This is a genomic window from Brevibacterium sp. FME37 (genome assembly GCF_014897485.1).
Lineage (GTDB): Bacteria > Actinomycetota > Actinomycetes > Actinomycetales > Brevibacteriaceae > Brevibacterium.
Map to the genome: position 1 here is coordinate 216371 of NZ_JABUYE010000006.1, position 17126 is coordinate 233496.

Sequence of the window (17126 nt, forward strand, 5' to 3'; positions counted from 1 at the left end):
GATTCAGTGTCCGTTCTCAGAGGAATGGGGTGAGGGGGCGGTGCTGGTGACGTCGCGGCCGGTGTTCGTATCGCCGCGGTCAGTGCTGTTCTCACCGGTGTCATCACCGGTCACGAACCGCAGCTTCACACCCGGTGCCAGCTGCGCGGCGAGGTCGGTGTCATCGATGCTGGCGATGATCGGGTAGCCGCCGGTGAGCGGATGGTCGGGCCCGAAGAGCACAGGCTGCCCGTTCGGTGGGACCTGGAGTGCCCCGGTCACTGCGCCCTCACTGGGCAGTTCCCCGGTGCGGGCGCGTTCGAGTGGGACCTCGCCGCTCAATCTCAGACCGACTCGGTCGGACTCGTGGGTGACCGTCCACTCCTGGGACAGCAGAGTCTCGACGCCGCTTGAGGTGAACCAGTCATCGCGTGGGCCCAAGGTCACGCTCAGCGTGAGCGTCTCCCCAGGCTGCGGCAGATCCCGGGCAGGTGCTGGGTTCACCTCGACGAGGTGGGGCGCGGCCAGCTGCGGGTGCAGAGTGAGTGTGGTGCCCGCCTCCAAGACGGCCGGGCCGAGTCCCGCAAGCGTGTCCGCCGAGGCACTGTCGAGCGCCGTTGCGACATCAAAACCGCCGCGGATGGCGAGATAGCGCCGGATGCCGCGGGTGGCTGTGCCGATCTCGAGTTCGTCCCCGTCAGCCACAGCGAAGGCCTCGCCGAGTTGGGGCTTAAGAACCGTCCCATCGCCGGCGGTGACGGTGATCGTCCCATCGGCTCCAGTGACCGTGGCGACCCCGTCGCCGGTGAACCGCAGTCGGGCCCCGCCGCCGAAGCTCTCAAGCCCGGCCGCGGTCTCGGTATTGCCGACGAGCCGGTTGGCGGTCCGCAGAGCTGTGCGGTCTGCGGCACCGGCACCGGAGACGCCCATCGACGCGAAGCCGGGACGCCCGAGGTCCTGGATAAGCAGCTGCAGGCCGGGCTGGAGCACCTCGAGGGTACGTGCCGATTCGGCACTCACCTCCGGGACGGACGCAGCAGAGTCCGCACTCACAGTCGCCTCTTCTGCGCTCACGGTCTCCCGCTCGGCGTCGGTGAACTTCACGATCGTGCCGGGCACGAACAGAGCAGGGGGTTGCCGGTCGAGATCCCACAGAGTCGCCTCAGTGCGTCCGATGAGCTGCCACCCACCGGGGGAGGCGCGCGGGTAGACGCCGGTGAATTCGCCGGCCAGGGCCACCGCGCCCACGGGCACACGGGTGCGCGGTGAGGATCGACGAGGAACGTTGAAGAGTTCGTCATCACCGGCGAGGTAGCCGAAGCCTGGGGCGAACCCGGCGAATGCGACCTCCCAAGTCGCGGCCTGGTGGCGGGCGATCACCTCGGCGGGGGAGACGGAGAGGAGGTCGGCCACCTCGGTGAGGTCTTCCCCGTCGTAGGTCACGGGAATGCTGACCTCCCGCGCCGCGGCAGTCGCGGACTCGGCGTGATCGAGACCGCGGATCGCCTGCTCAAGGGCACCTGCCCCGGTTCGGCGCGGATCGAAGCCGATGAGCACGGTCCGGGCGGCCGGGATGAGCTCGACGACTCCGGGAAGATCGGCAGCTTCCAGGCTGTGGTGCACGGCCATCGTCGCGGCCAGGTCCGCGCATTCGACGAGGAGGTGGCGTCGGGAGGCGGTGTGGAAGGTCAGCTCGGTGGTCATTGGCGAAAGGTGTCTTCCGGTTCGTCGGTGATGAACATCTTCCCTGGTGAGTGCGTGATCGCGAACGGCACGCCCGAGGCCTGGATGGCCGCCTGCGGGGTGACTCCGCACGCCCAGAACACGGGAATGTCACCGTCTTCGATGACCGGGGCGTCACCGAAATCGGGGGCGCTCAAGTCGGTGATGCCCAGCTGTGCGGGTTCGCCGATGTGGACGGGGGCACCGTGGACGGCGGGGAAGCGGTCGGTGATGCGCACCGCCTCGGCGACCTGGCTGGCCGGGATCGGACGCATGGACACGACCAGGTTCCCCTTGACGCGACCGGCCGGGGCGCATGCGGTGGAGGTGCGATACATCGGCACATTGCGGTCGGCATCCTGGTGGCGGATCGGGATTCCCGCCTCGGTGAGCCCGTTTTCGAAGGTGAACGAGCAGCCGATGAGGAAGGACACGAGATCCGGGTGGTCCGCCCATGCCTGTGTGGCGTCGGCGACTTCACCAGTGAGCTGACCGTCCTCCCAGATCCGGTACCCGGGGATGTCGCTTCGGATGTCGCTGCCCGGGGCCAGCACGGATTCGACCTGACCGGGTTCGAGGACGTCGATGACCGGGCACGGCTTCGAGTTGCGTTGGGTGAACAGCAGGACGTCGAAGGCCCACTCGGCGGGCACGGAGATGAGATTCGCCTGCACGAGACCCGGCGCCATCCCCGAGGTAGGGCCGGAGAATCCGTCTCGGATGCGGGTGCGAGATTTGGTACCAGCCGCGCGCATCGTCTCCAGTGCAGTGGTTGCTGCGGTAGGTTGCGTGCTCATCATTTCATTCCGGCGAACGCAGCGATCGTCACACCCGAGGATTCGAGGAGCTCTCGTGCGGCCCGAGCCATGTCGATCGAGCCCTGAGAGTCTCCGTGGAAGCAGATGGACTGGGCGTCGACGTCGACGAGGCTGCCGTCGATGGCTTCGACCTGTCCGGTTTGGACGAGCCTGAGCACGCGTGCGGCCACGGCTTGCGGGTCGTGCAGCACTGCATTGGGTTCGGTACGGGCGACCAGAGAGCCATCGGGGTTGTAGGAGCGATCGGCGAAGGCCTCGGCCGCGACACTCAGTCCCGCCTCGGCAGCGACCCGGTTGGCCACGCTCCCGGCCAGGCCGAGGAAGACCAGGGAGTCATCGACGGCCTTGACCGCATCGACGACGACCTTGGCCTGCGCCTCGTCGCGGACGATGGCGTTGTAGAGACCGCCGTGAGGTTTGACGTAGGAGACCGAGCCGCCGACTGCGCTGGTCAGGCCCAACAGGGCACCGATCTGGTATTCGACCTGCGCCTGCAGGGTCGCGGCGGGAACGTCGAGGGGCCGGCGGCCGAATCCTTCGTAGTCGTCGTAGCCGGGGTGGGCGCCGATGACGACGTCGCCCTTCGTGGCTGCGGCAAGGGTCTCTCGGATTCCTTGGGGGCTGCCGGCGTGGAAACCGCATGAGACGTTGGCGCTGGAGACCAGGTCCAGCATCGCCGCGTCGTCGCTGACGATGCGGTCGGGGACGTTCTCACCCAGGTCCGAGTTGAGGTCGATGCTCACCGAGCTGGTGGCGTTCGTATCTGTGGCGGTCATTGTCACCCTCCGATTCCGATCATTGCGAAGATGGGGCCGACCGATCCGACGGCCGTGTACCACATCACCAGTGTTGCCGCGGTGCCGATGATCAGCAACCACGTGGGATATTTGTCGACTCGCAGCAGGCGTGGCCTGAACCAGCCGATGTACATGAAGATCGTCAGGCCGATCGGCAGGATGAGTCCGTTGAATCCGCCGACGAAGACGAGCAGGGTCGCCGGTGCTGTTCCGACGATGAGGTAGATGATGAGGGAGACGGTGATGAAGGCGACCGTGGCCAGCTGCAGCGGCCATCCCTTCCCGAGGCGTGTGGAGAACGCGGACAGGAATGTCGCCGAGGTGTAGGCGGCCCCGATCACCGAGCTCAGTGCCGCGGCCCAGAAGATGGCACCAAAGATGCGCATTCCGGCATCGCCGAGGACGGCGGAGAACGCCTGACCTGCAGGGTTGGCGGCCTGACCGCTGAGGTCGAGGGCGACTCCCGAGGCCACGACGCCGAGGATGGCCAGAAACAGGATATAGCGCATGACGCCGGTGACGAGGATGCCTGTGAGCGCCGAGCGCATCACGGAGGGAGCATGCTCCGGTCCGGTCTTGCCCGAGTCGAGGTAACGGTGGGCTCCCGAGTAGGTGATGTAGCCGCCGACGCTGCCTCCGACGATGGTCGTGATGGTGGCGAAGTTGATGGTGTCGGGCAGGAAGCTTTGCTTGATCGCCTCGCCGACCGGCGGGTCGGAGGCGATCGCGACGATGACGGTGAGGATGATCATTCCGACGCCGAGGATCATAACGACGGTGTCGACGACCTTGCCCGCGCGTTTGAACAGGAAGATTCCGATGGCCAGCACACCGGTGAGCAGACCGCCGAGCTTCGGGTCGATGCCGAGGAGGGCATTGAGTCCCAGACCTCCGCCGGCGATGTTGCCGATGTTGAAGGCCAGACCGCCGATGACGATGAGGATCGACAGGAGGATGCCCGTGCCCGGGATGGCGCTCGAAGCGAGTTGAGCCGCACGCTTGCCCGAGGAGGTGATCATGCGCCAGACGTTGAGCTGAATAGCGATGTCGATGAGGATCGAGATGAAGATGGCGAAGGCGAAGGCCGCGCCCATCTGGGCGGTGAACGTTGCCGTCTGGGTGATGAACCCGGGGCCGATGGCCGAAGTGGCCATGAGGAAGATCGCGCCCAGGATCGCACTGCGGCTGACCTTGACCGAGGACTTCGCCGCCTGGTCATCGGGCGCCTGGTTGTGCGGCGTCTGTTCTTGTGGCTGTGACATGGGGTCTCCAAGTTGCCTGGAATGTGGTCCGCCTGCCGATGCGATAGGGGCCAGCCACGGTGGTGGTCCGCATCACTATCGAAGAAGCGTTAGACAATCTAGCATGGATTGTTCAACAAGAATAGAGCTAGGTCACATTTCAGGACTGAAGCTGTTCTCGCAAATCTGGGCTATTTGTTGCCGCGATCACTAGGATGGAACTGTGAATCACGAATCGTCCCTGGTCAATCGGCTCACCGACCGTCTCATTGCCGGCGAGCTGCGTCCCGGCGCCCGCCTGTCCGAAGCCGCCTTGGCGAAGGAATTCGACGTCTCCCGGAACACATTGCGTGAGGCCTTCCGTGTGTTGGGGGAGCAGGGGCTGGTCAATCACATTCCGCATCGCGGAGTCTCGGTGGCCTCGCCGAACACTTCGGACGTCATCGATATCTACCGGGTGCGGCGACACATCGAATGCTCTGTGCTCGAGAACGCTCCGAAGAACCACCCGGGCGCCGAGGAGATGCGCCGGGCCGTCGAGGCTGCGCACACGGCTGCGGCCGCCGATGATTGGTTGCAGGTGGGGACACTGAATATGTCCTTCCACAATGCCGTGGTCTCATTGTCGGACAGCTCGCGCCTGATGCGCTCATTCGGGAATGTGCTGGCCGAGCTGCGCCTGGCCTTCCTCAAAGTCGAGGTCCTCGACTTTCTTCATGCGCCGTTCGTCGAACGCAATCAAGAGGTCCTCGACGCCTACCTCAATGAGAGCCCGAGGGCGGCGGCGGCGAAGCTCGGTGCCTACCTCGGTGACTCCGAACGTCAGGTCCTCGGCGCATATGCGCGCGCAGGCCAGGCCTGAGCGCGCGGATCTCGGCACAGGGGCCGTTGAGGCCCGACTGCTAGACTGAGAGCGACGTGTTTGTGCAAATTGCATACGCCCATGTCGGCCCAGAGCCTGCATGTCTAACGGCAGATCAGACAGTGGTCGATCTGCAAGGAGTGCGCAATGAAGTATGCACCATATCTCTGTCCCGACTGCTACGGCCGTCTCATCGACACAGCCGCTGCTGCGGAACCCGGTGACGGAGCCAACTTGAACCCCATGCTTGAGTGCGCAGACGGCTGCGGCGTTTCGGAGAATGCTCTGAAGCCGTATAGAACCCGAATGAATGGCAGGGCCCGAGCAGCAGGCAGGGCACCGGTCCGACCTGCAGCTAAGATACCGGCTCGGCGCCAGCGCTAGCGGCTACACTCGAGCGGCTGCGTGCCACAGGAGACAAACAAGAAACCGCCGTTCGGATGTTCCGAACGGCGGCTTCTTGGCTGTGGTGCACCCCCCGGGACTTGAACCCGGAACCCACTGATTAAGAGTCAGTTGCTCTACCAATTGAGCTAGAGGTGCGAGCTGCGCTTGTCGCGCAACGAGAATTAATATTACTCAGGTTGCCAGGGTTCTTGCAAACTGAGAACCACTCATTTGAGGTTTTGTGAGGTAGCTCGCATACCTGCAGGTCAGAGGTACATCCCGGATCTCGATTGTTCCGGTGGCTCCGAGATCGCGTGAATGTCGCGCTCACGCAGGAGCACGTACGCGTTCCCCTCGAGCTCCACCTCGGCGAGCTCCTCAGGATCGTAGAGGACGGTATCGCCGAGGTTGGCCTGCCGAACGTGTGGGCCGGCCGCGACGACCTTGCCCCACACGAGACGCTTCCCCATGCTGGCGGTTGCTGGGATGACGATCCCGGCCGAGGATTTGCGCTCCCCGGCCTCTTCGCCCGGATCCAGAAGGAGCCGGTCGTGCAGCATGCGGATGGGCAGGCTGGCTTCAGCCACGCTTGCTGCGGCCGGAGACGCCCACGATCAGTGCGGCCACGCCGAGGACGACGCCGACGCCGAGTGCAACTGCTTCGGGCTTGACCGAGCCTGAGTCCTCGTCGACGACGGTGTACTTTGCCTTGTTCGTGGCGCGAGTGGCCAGCACCTTCGGGTGGACACGGCCCACAAGTTCATCGATGTTGTCCGCGATGCGCTCTTCGCGCAGGCGAATCGATTCCGCCAGCTGGCTGGGTGACGCTGAGTCGACGGTCACATCTGAGGTGTAGACATTGTCAGTCATCGGGGCAGGTCCTCCGGGTCGAGAATACATTCATGCACGTGACGGGGTGCCAGCGTGCCTCGTGTCAAGCTTAACCGCTTGATTCTCCCAGTGTCAGATATTGACCGCGGAGAGCCTGAAAGTCACCACTTCAACCTTCGCGTCCTCGGGCATGGTCGGATAGTGATCGCGCAGATTGGCGATATAGCCGGCGACGCTCGACCCGGTCTTCAGCTGGAGGATCTGTGGTGTCAGCTCGCTCAATCGATGAGTGTGCACCGCGGTGATGTCGATGGGCAGTGGGCCGTGGTCGGTGTGCTCGAAGTAGGCCAGGGCGGGACCTGTTGTGTGGGATTCGCCCCAGCGCACAGTCAGGGTCTTCTTCGCCGAGGTGGTCGCTTCGTAATACCGAGGATGAAACCTCAGGAGGCGCTGGGGCGCCGAATCCGGTTGACGGTAGTAATGGGGGAGGAGCGCGGAGATCGGAGCGATATCGGCAGACGCCGTAGAGCCCGATCCGGGGATGGCGACGAGGGCGTCGGGGTGCAGGTCGAGAATGACCTGACGGCACCGGCCACAGGGTGACAGGAGTCCCCGACCGCCATCGCCGGCCGCCGCGATTGTGACGAGGGGTCCTGCTTCGGCCGCTGCCGCAGTGCCGATGGCGACGAGCTCGGCGCAGGGACCACCGGTGAAGTGGTGGACGTTGACGCCGGTATGGATGCGACCGTGGGTGTCCATGACGGCCGCGGCCACCGTGTGGTTCTCATTGGTGCCCAGCCTGGCTGCCAGAGATTCGGCGACGGCGACGACCTGGAATTCAGAATCGTAGAGGTCCATGCTGCGATCTTAGGGCAGCAACAGGCCTGAGAACCGGTCTTCGGTGAAGACGGTTCGGGTCTGAGACGGCTCAGTTCTGCTTGTTGCGGCGTCCGACGAGCCAGATGATGAAGCCGACTGCGGCCATGCCGGAGGCTGCCAGGATGAAGACCGGCCACGAGCTCGCGATCGTTGACACAATCGACTCACCGAAGGAGGTAGATGGCGGTTTGTCGCTGCGCGGCTCCGGTGTGTCGCCTCCGGTGATGAGGTCAGTGTCATCATCGGGCGCCGGTGTATCGGGGTTCTGTGGGACGGGATCCGAATAGTCAGGAGGAGGGGACTCGCCGTTCCCTGGCATCCAATCGTCGCCGACGTCTCCAGGGATCTCATCGCGTGTATCGGAGGAACCGTTGCCGGTCTCAGGATCAGGGGTGGTGTCCTTACCGTCTGGTCCTCTGCCGCCCGAGGTTGTTCCGGAGCCGTTCTTGTCGGCTGAGTCTTTGTCGTCCTTGCCGCCGTCTTTGTTCGAGCTGCCGTCGTTATCGGCATCTCCTACGCTGTCGGACTTGCCGGAATCAGAGTCGGAGTCGGATCCGTCCGAGGATGACGAGGAGTTCGAATCAGAGTTCTTCTTGGAAGAGTCAGCGTCTGACGATGACGAAGCGTCGGCGTCTTTCGAATCAGCTTTCGCGGAGTCCGAGGATTTGGAGTCAGAGGAGGCCTTCGACGAGGAATTGCTGTCCGAGTCAGATGGGGTGTTGCCGTCTGCGGAGCTGGACGAATTCGCCTTATTGCCATTCTTCGAGGCTGTGGCGTCCTTCGAGTCTGCGTCGGAGTTCGCGCCGTCAGCGCCGGTATCGGAGCTGGCCGTGTTGTCTGTGTCTTCAGAGGCCCCGGCATTGTCACTAGCCATGCCGCCAGTGTTGTCATCGGTTCCGTTGCTTCCAGCATCATCATCGGGATCTGGAGGATACGTCTCGCCGTCTTCTACGGTGATGTCCTCTCCATCTGAAGTGAAGGTCCACGCCGGTTCGGGAGCGTCTTCGAATTCCTCGAACTTCATCGGCGCTTTGCTCGGATCCTCGGCGTCTATTACATATCCCTCATCGTTAAACGAGTACTTATCGGGTGCGGCAGCGGCAGTAGCATCCGGAAGAGGATTTCCGCTGTCGTCCGTACCGGCGTTTGACTCGGCGCCAGTAGCCGTCGAATCGGAAGAACCGTTCGAGCCACTACCGTTTTGGGTAGGCCAGCGTATGGCGCTTTCATCCTTGGGAGGACCATCGAATTCCGCGCCCACCCAGCTCTTCGGCATGCTTCCGGAATTATTATCCGGCGTCTTTAGCTTAAGAGTCTTCTTTTCTTGTTTGGGGTCCTGCTTGCCGTCACCCCAGGTCGCTACCAACGACTCAGCAGTCTTACATGGAGGGTCACCGTCGGTGAATTCTTTTGGGGGGTCGCAGGCCTCATCTTTGGCCTCGTCGTCGTTGTCGTCGGGCTCGTCGGACTCCTTGGGGCCGTTGACGTTGCCATCATCCGCTGCAGGTTCAGCATTCTTACCGCCGGTTGAGTCTCCAGCCTCCGTGCCGTCGTTCCCAGGCGTGGAAGTACTTGTTTCCGCCTCGGCAGAATTCGTGAGGCTCGCGTGCGCAGGAGCAATTGTGCCGGCGAAGGGGAGGAATATCAGGGCAAGCGCAGTGCCGAGGGCGGCCGCTGTGCGGCTGAACTCGTGTGTAGCTGGCACTGTGTTCCTTCGCGGTGGGGACTCCGGCATCAAACGTACAAGGGGACATGGCAGACAGGCACGTCGCTGTCCATCCTAATGGCTACGCCAAGGGTGAGAAAGTCATAGCCTATTTTTCGCTCGTGTCGGACGTCTTCTCATAAGCGCGAATCGTCGAATCTTTCCCGTCGACGATGGCCGTGCCGCCGTTGTCGGTCAGCGCCAACAGGTTCGTATCTGTGCGATAGGCGTGCTTGCCTGCCAGCAGGCAGGAGTCGTCGTTGTCGACGGTGCAGGGGACGATTGTGCCGCGCGGTTCCGACAGGTGGATGTCTTTGCTGGAGGTGTCCATGAGCAGCAGTCCGCTTTCCAGGTCGAAGAGGTACGGGCCGATGTAGGCACGTTTCCCGCCCTGGCCGCGCACCCATGACATCTCGCCGACGATGTCGGTCGTCGTGGTCACGGTCGACAGGATCGAACCGTCTTCCAGGGAATGGACGACGAGCTGAATGCGGTGACCGGAGTTTGTCGATGCTCCCTGCTCGCCCCACAGTGTGACCGCTTTGCCGTGGCCGGCGGAGACCCATTTGATGATTTGGAGTTCATCAGAGGGTGTTTCGAGCTTGACGGACCGTTCGTCACCGGACTTGATGTTCTTCGCCTTCACCGGCCCGTTCCAGTCGGAACTGATGAGCTCGTCGTTCTCGATCGCCATCGGCGTTGATCCTGATTCGGGAGTCGGAACATTCACGAGTCCATCGACGCCGAACGTGGACAGGCGATTGCCCGACTTGATGAGGACACTCTTGCCCGCCGATGTGATTCGAGCTTTCTCCGGCAGCTGGTAGGTCTTGGTCTTCTTCTCGCCGTCGATGAGTGCCTCAGCCGTGTTGCCGGCTTGCCACAGCAGTGCGGGTTTGCCGTCGATGGTCGTGTCGACGGCGAAGGTCGGGGCTTGGCTGGTCTTTCCCGAGTAGCGGGTCTTGCCCGTCGCGGAGTCGAGTACTTCGAGCTTGCCGCCGTCGACGACGAGCACACCACGATCGGAGGCGGTCACCGAGGCGTCCTTGGGGATCTTCGTTTCCCACTTCGGGGAGTTGTCGAAGCCGGGGACGACGTCTTCGGTTTTGTCGACCGAGAGTTCGGAGGCCGGGTTGATCTGCTCTTCCGATTCGATCGTCTGCGGTGAATCCTGGGAGCCGGCGGGGACGATGTTCGGGATCACGAACGCCCCGATCATCAGGATCACGATGCCGATGAGCACGAGGCCGGGCACGGTGATCTTCTTCAGCCGCTGCGGTCGACTGTGCTGAGAGCGCTTGTGGTGCGGGGCATGCTTACGCACCCGTGTGCGCTTGACTCTCGGAGCGTTGGGAGCGGCCGGCCCGGAGAAGGGGGTGCCCAGGGGATAGTCGTCCCCGTCGTCTGCCTCGGCATCGGGCTGGTTCTGAAGTGACGTCTGCGAGTCGGCAGAGGTGGTGTCCATCGCCGAGGTGGTCGTGGCCTCATCTGCTGATGTGTCCCCGTTCATCGCGGCAGGTGCCGCGGAGGCAGAAGATTCCGGAGGGGACTCGGGAGGCGAGGTCGGTGATGCGGACGCAGCGGGGGTGATCTTGCCGGTCTCGTCTAAGAGGACGTCGACTTCCTGCTTGCCATCGTCGATGGTCACAGGCACTTGGGTCGCAGTTTCCCTGGCGTAGTCGCCAAGGTAGGTCATGGCCTGTCCTGTGTCAGAGTAGCGACTCGTCGCCCCGTTGAGGGTGAGATAGGTGAACCCGTCTTGAGAGACGGAGATCAGCGCACGAGCCATGTACAGGGTTCCTTGAACGATATTGAGGGTGGGACCGTGACAATACTAATGAATCCGAACGGGTGCTCCTACCGTTTTTCCGAAACCGTTATACATCGCTACTGAATCGTTGCACGTCAGGAGATCTGTGTCTCATTGTGCACCATATGCGCTGTGAGTTTGCCCGGGTGCCTCAGTGAGGTTAGGATGTATCTTGCTGTCTGCGCCTCGGTGCAGCGCGTGTGGTGGGTATAGCTCAGCTGGTAGAGCGCCGCGTTGTGGTCGCGGATGTCGCGGGTTCAAGTCCCGTTACTCACCCCGATGAAATTGCCCCGCGATCCTCTAGAAATAGCGGATCGCGGGGCTTTTCTTATTCCCCGACATTGCTTCTGCCCAAGTTTCATTTCGCGGGCACGGTTCAGCGCCTCGGCAACGACGGTCAGATCCTCGTCCCACAAATCTGCATACGTGTCCAAGGTCATCGCGGCTGAGGCGTGGCCCAGCATCCGTTGGATCGCCTTCACGTTCGCCCCGGACTGCACGGCTAAGGATGCCGCCGTGTGCCGGAAGTCGTGAGGCGTGATCGAGGCGGGCACGCCGGCCGATTCTTTCCCTCGCTTGAACCACCGTTCGCGCGATCGGGCGTGTCGCAGGAACCCTCCCCGTGGCGCCGGGAACAGAAGGTCATCCGGCCCCTTGCCCTCGACCTGATCAGCCATGAGATCATCGAGGAAGGCCGGGTATTCGACCTCTCGCAACTCGTGCGTCTTCGGGGTTTGCACGTGGTGCTTTCCCTTCACGTATACGGCGTTCTCGACGATGCGTAGGCGCCGGCGTCCAGTGTCGGTTCGGGCGATCGTTGATCCGGCCATCTCGCCCCAGCGCAGGCCCGTGTAGCAGGCCGTGTAGACCAGGCAGTCGCGCCCGTTCGACCCCTCGGCGAACTTCGCCACCTGCTCATGCGTCATATAGATATGCTCGGTCCTCCGGCGCTTCGGGAGGTTGTCGAGGTCAGCGGCAGGATTGACAGGTATGAGGCGGTCGCGCATTGCGTCACCCAGGATCCCGAGCAGGGCACCATGGGCACGAAGCACGACTGTCGGGGAGCGGGTCTTCGACATGGCTGCCACCCAGTCAGCGACGGCGGTGCGTTTCACATCTGCAACTCGCACGTTCTGCCACACGGGAAGCACGTGAATCCGCAGCGCCTGCTCGAGTCCGGTGCTTGTGGTGATCTTGAGGTGGGACTGTCGTGCCCGCCATGGTTCTGCAAGCTCGCCGACTGTTACCTTCCCCTGGGTCGGGTCAATGTAGGTGCCTTCGAGTTTGGAGACCTCGACCGTGTTGAGAAAGATCTGAGCCTCCCGCTTTGTCTTGAATCCACGTCGGTCCGTGTGCTTCCGGTCTGGCTTGACGTACCTGACCCGGTACCTGCGACCTTTTTTGGTCTCGTAGTGTTCAATACTGGCCATGGTCTATCCGTTCCGCGCTTGTCCGATCAGTCGGAGCAGCACCTTCTCGTGAGGATGCAAGAACCGCAGCCGGTCTTCGAGCACCTCGGGTATGACATTGAGCTCGTCGGCAGTTTCATGGGCTGTGTGTGCCCACCGGAAGACGTCGACGAGAGCATCCCAGTCGATGAGTTTCCTGGCGGTCAGTCGGCGTGCCGCGGCCTCTTCTTTTGGGTCGTCACAGTTCGTGTGCCCTGACCGACAACCCGGCTACGAAGCGCACCACGTGCTCATCGAAGACGGCGCGGAAGATCGCAAAAGCTCTCAAGGTACCAGCCGACCGTATTTTTTTGTTCGAACTGTGTACTGTGACGCGAGCAGAGTGCACTCATGAACTGGCACGACAAGGTTCCGAAGCCCACGAACTACGACCAGATGGTCAAAGCGTTCGAGAAGATCGCCCACGACCTGCGCGCCCAGGGCATCGACCCCACGAACGAAGACATCCTCAAGGAGAACGCCAGACGAACCCGAGAGGCCGACGCACGCAGGAGGAACGCGGCATGAGCATCATCGACGAGATTCTCGCATCGGGTCGGTACACGGGCAGGCGCGGACGGGAATGGTGGACGCCGTGGGACAAGCCGCCCGGCGAACCACGCTATTGGGTGTCCGGCCTGCCAGGCGGGGATGACCGAATCATCGATCATGCAGAGATGCGCCTGTTGATCGAACGCGACATGCACAGGGGCGAATGCCGGGGGATGGTCAGTTGCCCCGACCATCCAGTGCCACGTGTCCTCGCCAACGAAGGGTGGGGACTCGGTGACGGCGTAGAGTTCTTCGCGATCCCGCCCCACGGATATTGCCGGGCCGGAGACTTCCACCGCACCCTCCCCGAAGCCATGGACGCTGCCCGAGCATTGGCGGTCGAATCATGATCCCGCTCATCATCACCGCCACGATCATCCCCGCCGCCGTCTGGGCCGCCGTAGCCCTCGAACCACACGTGGAGTCATGGGCGACACGAAGATGGCTGGAAGAGGCGCACAGGGCCTCCGGTGGAACCTCAAACACCGACAATCCCAAACCCGAACCTCACGCAACCTCACCAAACGTTGGAGCCGAAACCGAACCTCACCAACCGCGTGTCAGGACTGGGAAAAGTCCCGTAGGTGAGGACAAGCTACGACCATGAGAAAGACATGTGACCGCAGCCAAGACGTGATGGCCCTGCGGCGTCGACAGTCGTTAGAGGTTCAGTTCCTCGGCGACCTCGGCGGGCATGACTACGATCGTAATGCCCGCTATGCCCATGACGACCCCGACGAACTTTTCGCCGGCGTCGATGGGCTTCGCGAGACGCCGAGCAAACCCCCGGTTGACGTAACCGTAGATGTGTTTCGAACTGGGGCGGGCGACAGCAATCGCGTTGGGATCGTACTTGTTCTTAGGCTCCCTGCGAAGGTCAATATGATCGCCAACTTTCAGCCGTGCGGCGGGGTAGTTTTTCCACCCTCGAACGTTCAGGTAGAAGATTCCGAGTCTTGCCAGCGCCAGGTTGCCGGGGGAGGGCTGCTTACCAGACTCTTCACTCACGAATCGGAACTCACCCTCGCGGCGCTCAATTCGGAAGGCGAGTGTTCCAGTGGGGTCACGAACCAGTTCGGAATCAGCTTCTTCTTTCGAGAGCCACGTTTCGCTGATCGAAGTGCTGCTATTGGTCTGATCGGAGATGTCCGGTGCAACGGTGTCGGTGTCGACGGGCTGTTGAGGACTCGATGGCGCGAGGAATTTCGCCGCCAACCAGCATATGAGGGCAATGCCCAGAAGGATGCCGACTACTACCCACATGAGGAGACCTCCGTGTCTACCGTTTCCAGAACTTTAACCGAAGAGTCTCGGGAGCAGAAGCAATGAACTGGGACGAGAAGGCAGCAGCGAGAGCTTACGAACGCGCCGTAAGCGACGAGCAAGGAAGTTGGTTCGAGGAAGGGGCGGCATGGCAACGATCCGCCCTGGAAACGCCAGAATCAGTAGACAGAGCGGCTGAAGCGATCTGGGAACGCAACCACGGGCCCGCAGAGAAGCCCGTCACCTGGGAAACGACGCTCGAAGAAATTCGGGAATTATGGCGAGAAGACGCCCGTGCAGTAATTGCCGCACTGAACCAGGGGAAATGGTGACCATAAACGACTACAACACCCGCCGCTACGGGCCCGGCACGAACCGCCACTGGTGGGGCATCGCGCACCGACGCTGGCTGCTCAACAGTGGACGATACGTGCGGTCAGGGGAACAACGCAGCGCACGAGCAGGGATGCCGGCAGGATTCAGGATGATCGGTGAACATGGCCCCGAACTGGTCAACTTTCGACCCCACCATCGTGGCTCCGCGATCGGCATGGGAGACCAGCACTGGCCAGGACGCGGGTGCGAATGAAACGCCTACTGCGTCGCTTGTTCAAGCAGAAGCACGCCAATGGCGGTCACATTGGCAACCCGGCGGAGGACGACAGCATCCCGATCGTCCTCCGCGAGAGATAGAATTCGGGTATGCGTCTGGCGAATATACGACAATATATTTTCTCAAAACACTGTCATCCGATCAGTGCCTGGAGCCGGCTAATTACGACCCCATTGCTCCTAGTGCCCGCGTGGAAACGTGACCCTTTGCAGACCGCAGGGGTGGCAGCGTGGTTCGCTGTGAACCCTGTTATGACTCCCGCGCCAAAACATCACCGTGCCTTTGCAACACGAGCGATGCTTGGAGAGGAACTATGGTCAGCTGAGCCTGCCAGCGATCGCACACTCATCGGTATCAACGCCGTGGGCACGATCGTTTTGGGGACTGCGATGATCGCGGCGTGGAAGCGCCGTCCTGTACCCGCTGCGATCGCGATCGCTTCATCGATGGTGATGACACTTGTCTCGTGGCAACGATATGCGGCGATATTCGACCGTCAGAGCTGAGACTGCCTTTCAGGACTCAGGTGATTGGTGATCGACCTTTCGTCACTAAACCCTGCATCAGTCCCCAAGACCAGCGGCCCGACGCAGGACCCAAATACGGGTGGAAGGTCATCTGGGAGGCTGGGCCGGAACTGGTGAACCTAAGTATCGTCCACCCGAAAGACCCAGGCCGTTAGTAGTCGTAACGTCTGTAGTAAGGTCCCGGGTATGGACGAACTGCAAGACGCGAAATTCCGTGGATCCACAGTAACAACCACCCCCGAAGCTATCGTCATCACGCACGGGCGGATGCGAAGGCTCGGCGGATCAACACCAGGTGTCACGATCGCGTTCGATCAGATCATTCAAGTTAGCGACGAGAAGCCTAAAGGCGGCAAACCCGGAACATACGAGATCATCACCCGCGGGTACGCTCCCACCGGCGCTGGCCGGCCACATGAGATCTGGTACACCAGCAGGCAGCAGAAGGAGATCCAGCGCCTGTCCAAGCTAATCACCGCTAGAGGGGCAGCAGGCAATGACGAAGTAGCCGCTTCAGGTTCGTCGGCTCCAGTCTCATTCACTTCAGTCCGGATTCCAGACGGGCCAGTAGCTTTCAACGGCTGGAAAGTCGACGGACGGAAACTCCGCGGAGAGGGTCAAGAGTTCGACCTCATAGGAGCAAAGGTCGAATTTGAAGCTGGCGCAAACGCCGGCAGTCGGATCACAGCTGCCCGAGTCGTGACAGGCGGTGTACTGTTCGGCCCTATCGGAGCTGTTGCTGGTGGACTGTTGCGAAAGAACCGAAATAAGGTCTATATCGTAATCTCCTTCACCGACGGATCTACCGGCCTCATCGAAGCGCCAGCGAAGAAGGAAACAGACGCCCGGAAGTTCGCGAACCACTTGAAGAGTGTCGCCAACAGTCTTTCGAGTTAGGGCACGGCTCCCGTAGGAGGCACCGTGTGACTATTGGGAGCGTAGTAGTTCAGGCGAGGTGGAAGAGTAGGAAGCGCAGTGGTCGCGGCACTGATCCGATATCCAAAGTGGCAGTCGTGCCACGACACTGTCGCAAGGAGCCGAACTCATGAGCAGCGATCCAGTAGAGGGTGCTACCGACGACGAGAGGCGAGAACACCTCAAGAATGCCGACGAAGACATCAAGAATTGCGCCGGGAAGAAGTTTTCGATCCGGGTCTCAAGCTATGGAAGGATTCTTAGATCCTGGCATGGATTCGCAATACAATTCCTAGCACTTTTAGATCATTGTGAATCTGACGATCAAGCTTCTTCAGAGCTAGCGAGAAATGTCGGAGATCTGTCGGTGCAAGACCAGCTGATCATTGCATTGGACCAGTCGATCCTTGCATACACATCTGGGTTGTGTGCTGTCGTCGAGCAAGGGCGCATTATTGAGCAGAAGTACTTGAGCGATGATCACATTGAAGAGTCGAAGAGGCGAAATGAAGAGATTAAGAACAACCATCCGTACGGGCTCTTCTTCGGGAAGCTGAGAAACCATCTACTGCATTCTCTTTCAGCCCCCCTGGACCTTCGTCGCCTTCCTGGACTCGGGCACTGGATCTGTGGGCTTGGCAACGGAGCCACTTCTAAACAATGCCCGACTAGATAGTTCAGCCAAGAAACTATTGCGCGAGGCTGGCGATAAGGTCGTCATTAGCCTCGATTTTTCATGGGTAGCTGGTTGCCCATGATTCCGGCTCCGTTGCCGCG

Annotated in this window: 19 protein-coding genes and 2 tRNA genes; 9 read left to right on the plus strand and 12 right to left on the minus strand. The window is 61.7% G+C overall.

Features of this window, described 5'->3' with window-relative positions; genetic code table 11:
- Nucleotides 1–3: 3 nt before the first annotated feature.
- Genes INT29_RS09715 through INT29_RS09730 form a run of 4 tightly spaced genes read right to left on the minus strand, consistent with a single transcriptional unit; the run spans nt 4 to nt 4578 of the window.
- A complete protein-coding gene (locus tag INT29_RS09715) occupies nt 4–1683 on the minus strand; it encodes a carboxyltransferase domain-containing protein (protein ID WP_101572922.1) in 1680 nt (559 codons plus the stop codon).
- Nucleotides 1680–2501 carry a putative hydro-lyase gene (locus INT29_RS09720; RefSeq protein ID WP_374701027.1) on the minus strand — a complete coding sequence of 274 codons (822 nt, stop codon included), beginning with the start codon at nt 2499–2501 and terminating at the stop codon, nt 1680–1682. Before INT29_RS09720 ends, INT29_RS09715 begins: the two co-directional genes overlap by 4 nt.
- The gene (locus INT29_RS09725; protein ID WP_193071501.1) at nt 2498–3295 is read right to left on the minus strand and encodes a LamB/YcsF family protein; all 798 of its coding nucleotides are present in this window, start codon (nt 3293–3295) and stop codon (nt 2498–2500) included. Before INT29_RS09725 ends, INT29_RS09720 begins: the two co-directional genes overlap by 4 nt.
- Before the next feature lie 2 nt (nt 3296–3297).
- Nucleotides 3298–4578 carry an NRAMP family divalent metal transporter gene (locus tag INT29_RS09730; protein ID WP_101572917.1) on the minus strand — a complete coding sequence of 427 codons (1281 nt, stop codon included), beginning with the start codon at nt 4576–4578 and terminating at the stop codon, nt 3298–3300.
- 202 nt (nt 4579–4780) lie between these two features.
- Between INT29_RS09730 and INT29_RS09735 the strand changes: the two genes are divergently transcribed.
- Complete coding sequence (locus INT29_RS09735) at nt 4781–5419, plus strand: GntR family transcriptional regulator (RefSeq protein WP_101572916.1); 639 nt, start codon at nt 4781–4783, stop codon at nt 5417–5419.
- Nucleotides 5420–5886: 467 nt separating this feature from the next.
- Here INT29_RS09735 and INT29_RS09740 read toward each other — a convergent pair.
- The 6 genes from INT29_RS09740 to INT29_RS09765 form a co-directional block, all read right to left on the minus strand.
- Nucleotides 5887–5962: transfer RNA gene (locus INT29_RS09740), tRNA-Lys, on the minus strand.
- Between the two features lie 110 nt (nt 5963–6072).
- Nucleotides 6073–6393, minus strand: coding sequence for a GroES family chaperonin (locus INT29_RS09745; RefSeq protein ID WP_101572915.1), 321 nt, complete (start codon nt 6391–6393; stop codon nt 6073–6075).
- Nucleotides 6386–6676 carry a DUF3618 domain-containing protein gene (locus INT29_RS09750; protein ID WP_101572914.1) on the minus strand — a complete coding sequence of 97 codons (291 nt, stop codon included), beginning with the start codon at nt 6674–6676 and terminating at the stop codon, nt 6386–6388. The genes INT29_RS09745 and INT29_RS09750 overlap by 8 nt, the downstream gene beginning before the upstream one ends.
- A 93-nt stretch (nt 6677–6769) precedes the next feature.
- A complete protein-coding gene (locus tag INT29_RS09755) occupies nt 6770–7495 on the minus strand; it encodes an ASCH domain-containing protein (protein ID WP_101572912.1) in 726 nt (241 codons plus the stop codon).
- Between the two features lie 70 nt (nt 7496–7565).
- On the minus strand, nt 7566–9221 hold the full coding sequence (locus INT29_RS09760; protein WP_101572910.1) for a hypothetical protein: 1656 nt from the start codon (nt 9219–9221) through the stop codon (nt 7566–7568).
- Between the two features lie 109 nt (nt 9222–9330).
- Nucleotides 9331–11010 carry a hypothetical protein gene (locus tag INT29_RS09765; RefSeq protein WP_101572908.1) on the minus strand — a complete coding sequence of 560 codons (1680 nt, stop codon included), beginning with the start codon at nt 11008–11010 and terminating at the stop codon, nt 9331–9333.
- A 224-nt stretch (nt 11011–11234) separates the two neighbouring features.
- Here INT29_RS09765 and INT29_RS09770 point away from each other — a divergent pair.
- Nucleotides 11235–11307: transfer RNA gene (locus INT29_RS09770), tRNA-His, on the plus strand.
- On the opposite strand, the gene INT29_RS09775 is transcribed toward INT29_RS09770, so the two are convergent.
- Nucleotides 11289–12461, minus strand: a complete 1173-nt coding sequence (locus INT29_RS09775; RefSeq protein ID WP_101572906.1) for a site-specific integrase — start codon at nt 12459–12461, stop codon at nt 11289–11291. The two genes, INT29_RS09770 and INT29_RS09775, sit on opposite strands and share 19 nt — an antisense overlap.
- 369 nt (nt 12462–12830) lie before the next feature.
- On the opposite strand from INT29_RS09775, the gene INT29_RS09780 reads away from it, so the two are divergent.
- Nucleotides 12831–13007, plus strand: coding sequence for a hypothetical protein (locus INT29_RS09780; protein WP_180958988.1), 177 nt, complete (start codon nt 12831–12833; stop codon nt 13005–13007).
- Nucleotides 13004–13381: a hypothetical protein gene (locus INT29_RS09785; RefSeq protein WP_101572902.1), complete on the plus strand. Its 378-nt coding sequence runs from the start codon at nt 13004–13006 to the stop codon at nt 13379–13381. Before INT29_RS09780 ends, INT29_RS09785 begins: the two co-directional genes overlap by 4 nt.
- Before the next feature lie 310 nt (nt 13382–13691).
- Here the strand turns inward: INT29_RS09785 and INT29_RS09790 are convergent, their stop codons facing one another.
- Nucleotides 13692–14294, minus strand: a complete 603-nt coding sequence (locus INT29_RS09790) for an HIRAN domain-containing protein (protein WP_101572898.1) — start codon at nt 14292–14294, stop codon at nt 13692–13694.
- Nucleotides 14295–14356: 62 nt separating this feature from the next.
- Between INT29_RS09790 and INT29_RS09795 the strand changes: the two genes are divergently transcribed.
- The 5 genes from INT29_RS09795 to INT29_RS09815 all read left to right on the plus strand — a co-directional run bounded on the left by INT29_RS09795 (nt 14357) and on the right by INT29_RS09815 (nt 17025).
- Entirely contained in the window at nt 14357–14626 is a 270-nt protein-coding gene (locus INT29_RS09795; RefSeq protein WP_101572896.1) for a hypothetical protein, read from the plus strand.
- Nucleotides 14620–14883, plus strand: coding sequence for a hypothetical protein (locus INT29_RS09800; RefSeq protein ID WP_101572895.1), 264 nt, complete (start codon nt 14620–14622; stop codon nt 14881–14883). The genes INT29_RS09795 and INT29_RS09800 overlap by 7 nt, the downstream gene beginning before the upstream one ends.
- 113 nt (nt 14884–14996) lie before the next feature.
- The gene (locus INT29_RS09805) at nt 14997–15413 is read left to right on the plus strand and encodes a DUF6653 family protein (RefSeq protein ID WP_145997439.1); all 417 of its coding nucleotides are present in this window, start codon (nt 14997–14999) and stop codon (nt 15411–15413) included.
- 207 nt (nt 15414–15620) lie between these two features.
- Complete coding sequence (locus INT29_RS09810; RefSeq protein ID WP_101572891.1) at nt 15621–16331, plus strand: hypothetical protein; 711 nt, start codon at nt 15621–15623, stop codon at nt 16329–16331.
- A gap of 148 nt (nt 16332–16479) precedes the next feature.
- The gene (locus tag INT29_RS09815) at nt 16480–17025 is read left to right on the plus strand and encodes a hypothetical protein (protein WP_193071502.1); all 546 of its coding nucleotides are present in this window, start codon (nt 16480–16482) and stop codon (nt 17023–17025) included.
- The last annotated feature ends 101 nt before the right edge of the window (nt 17026–17126 follow it).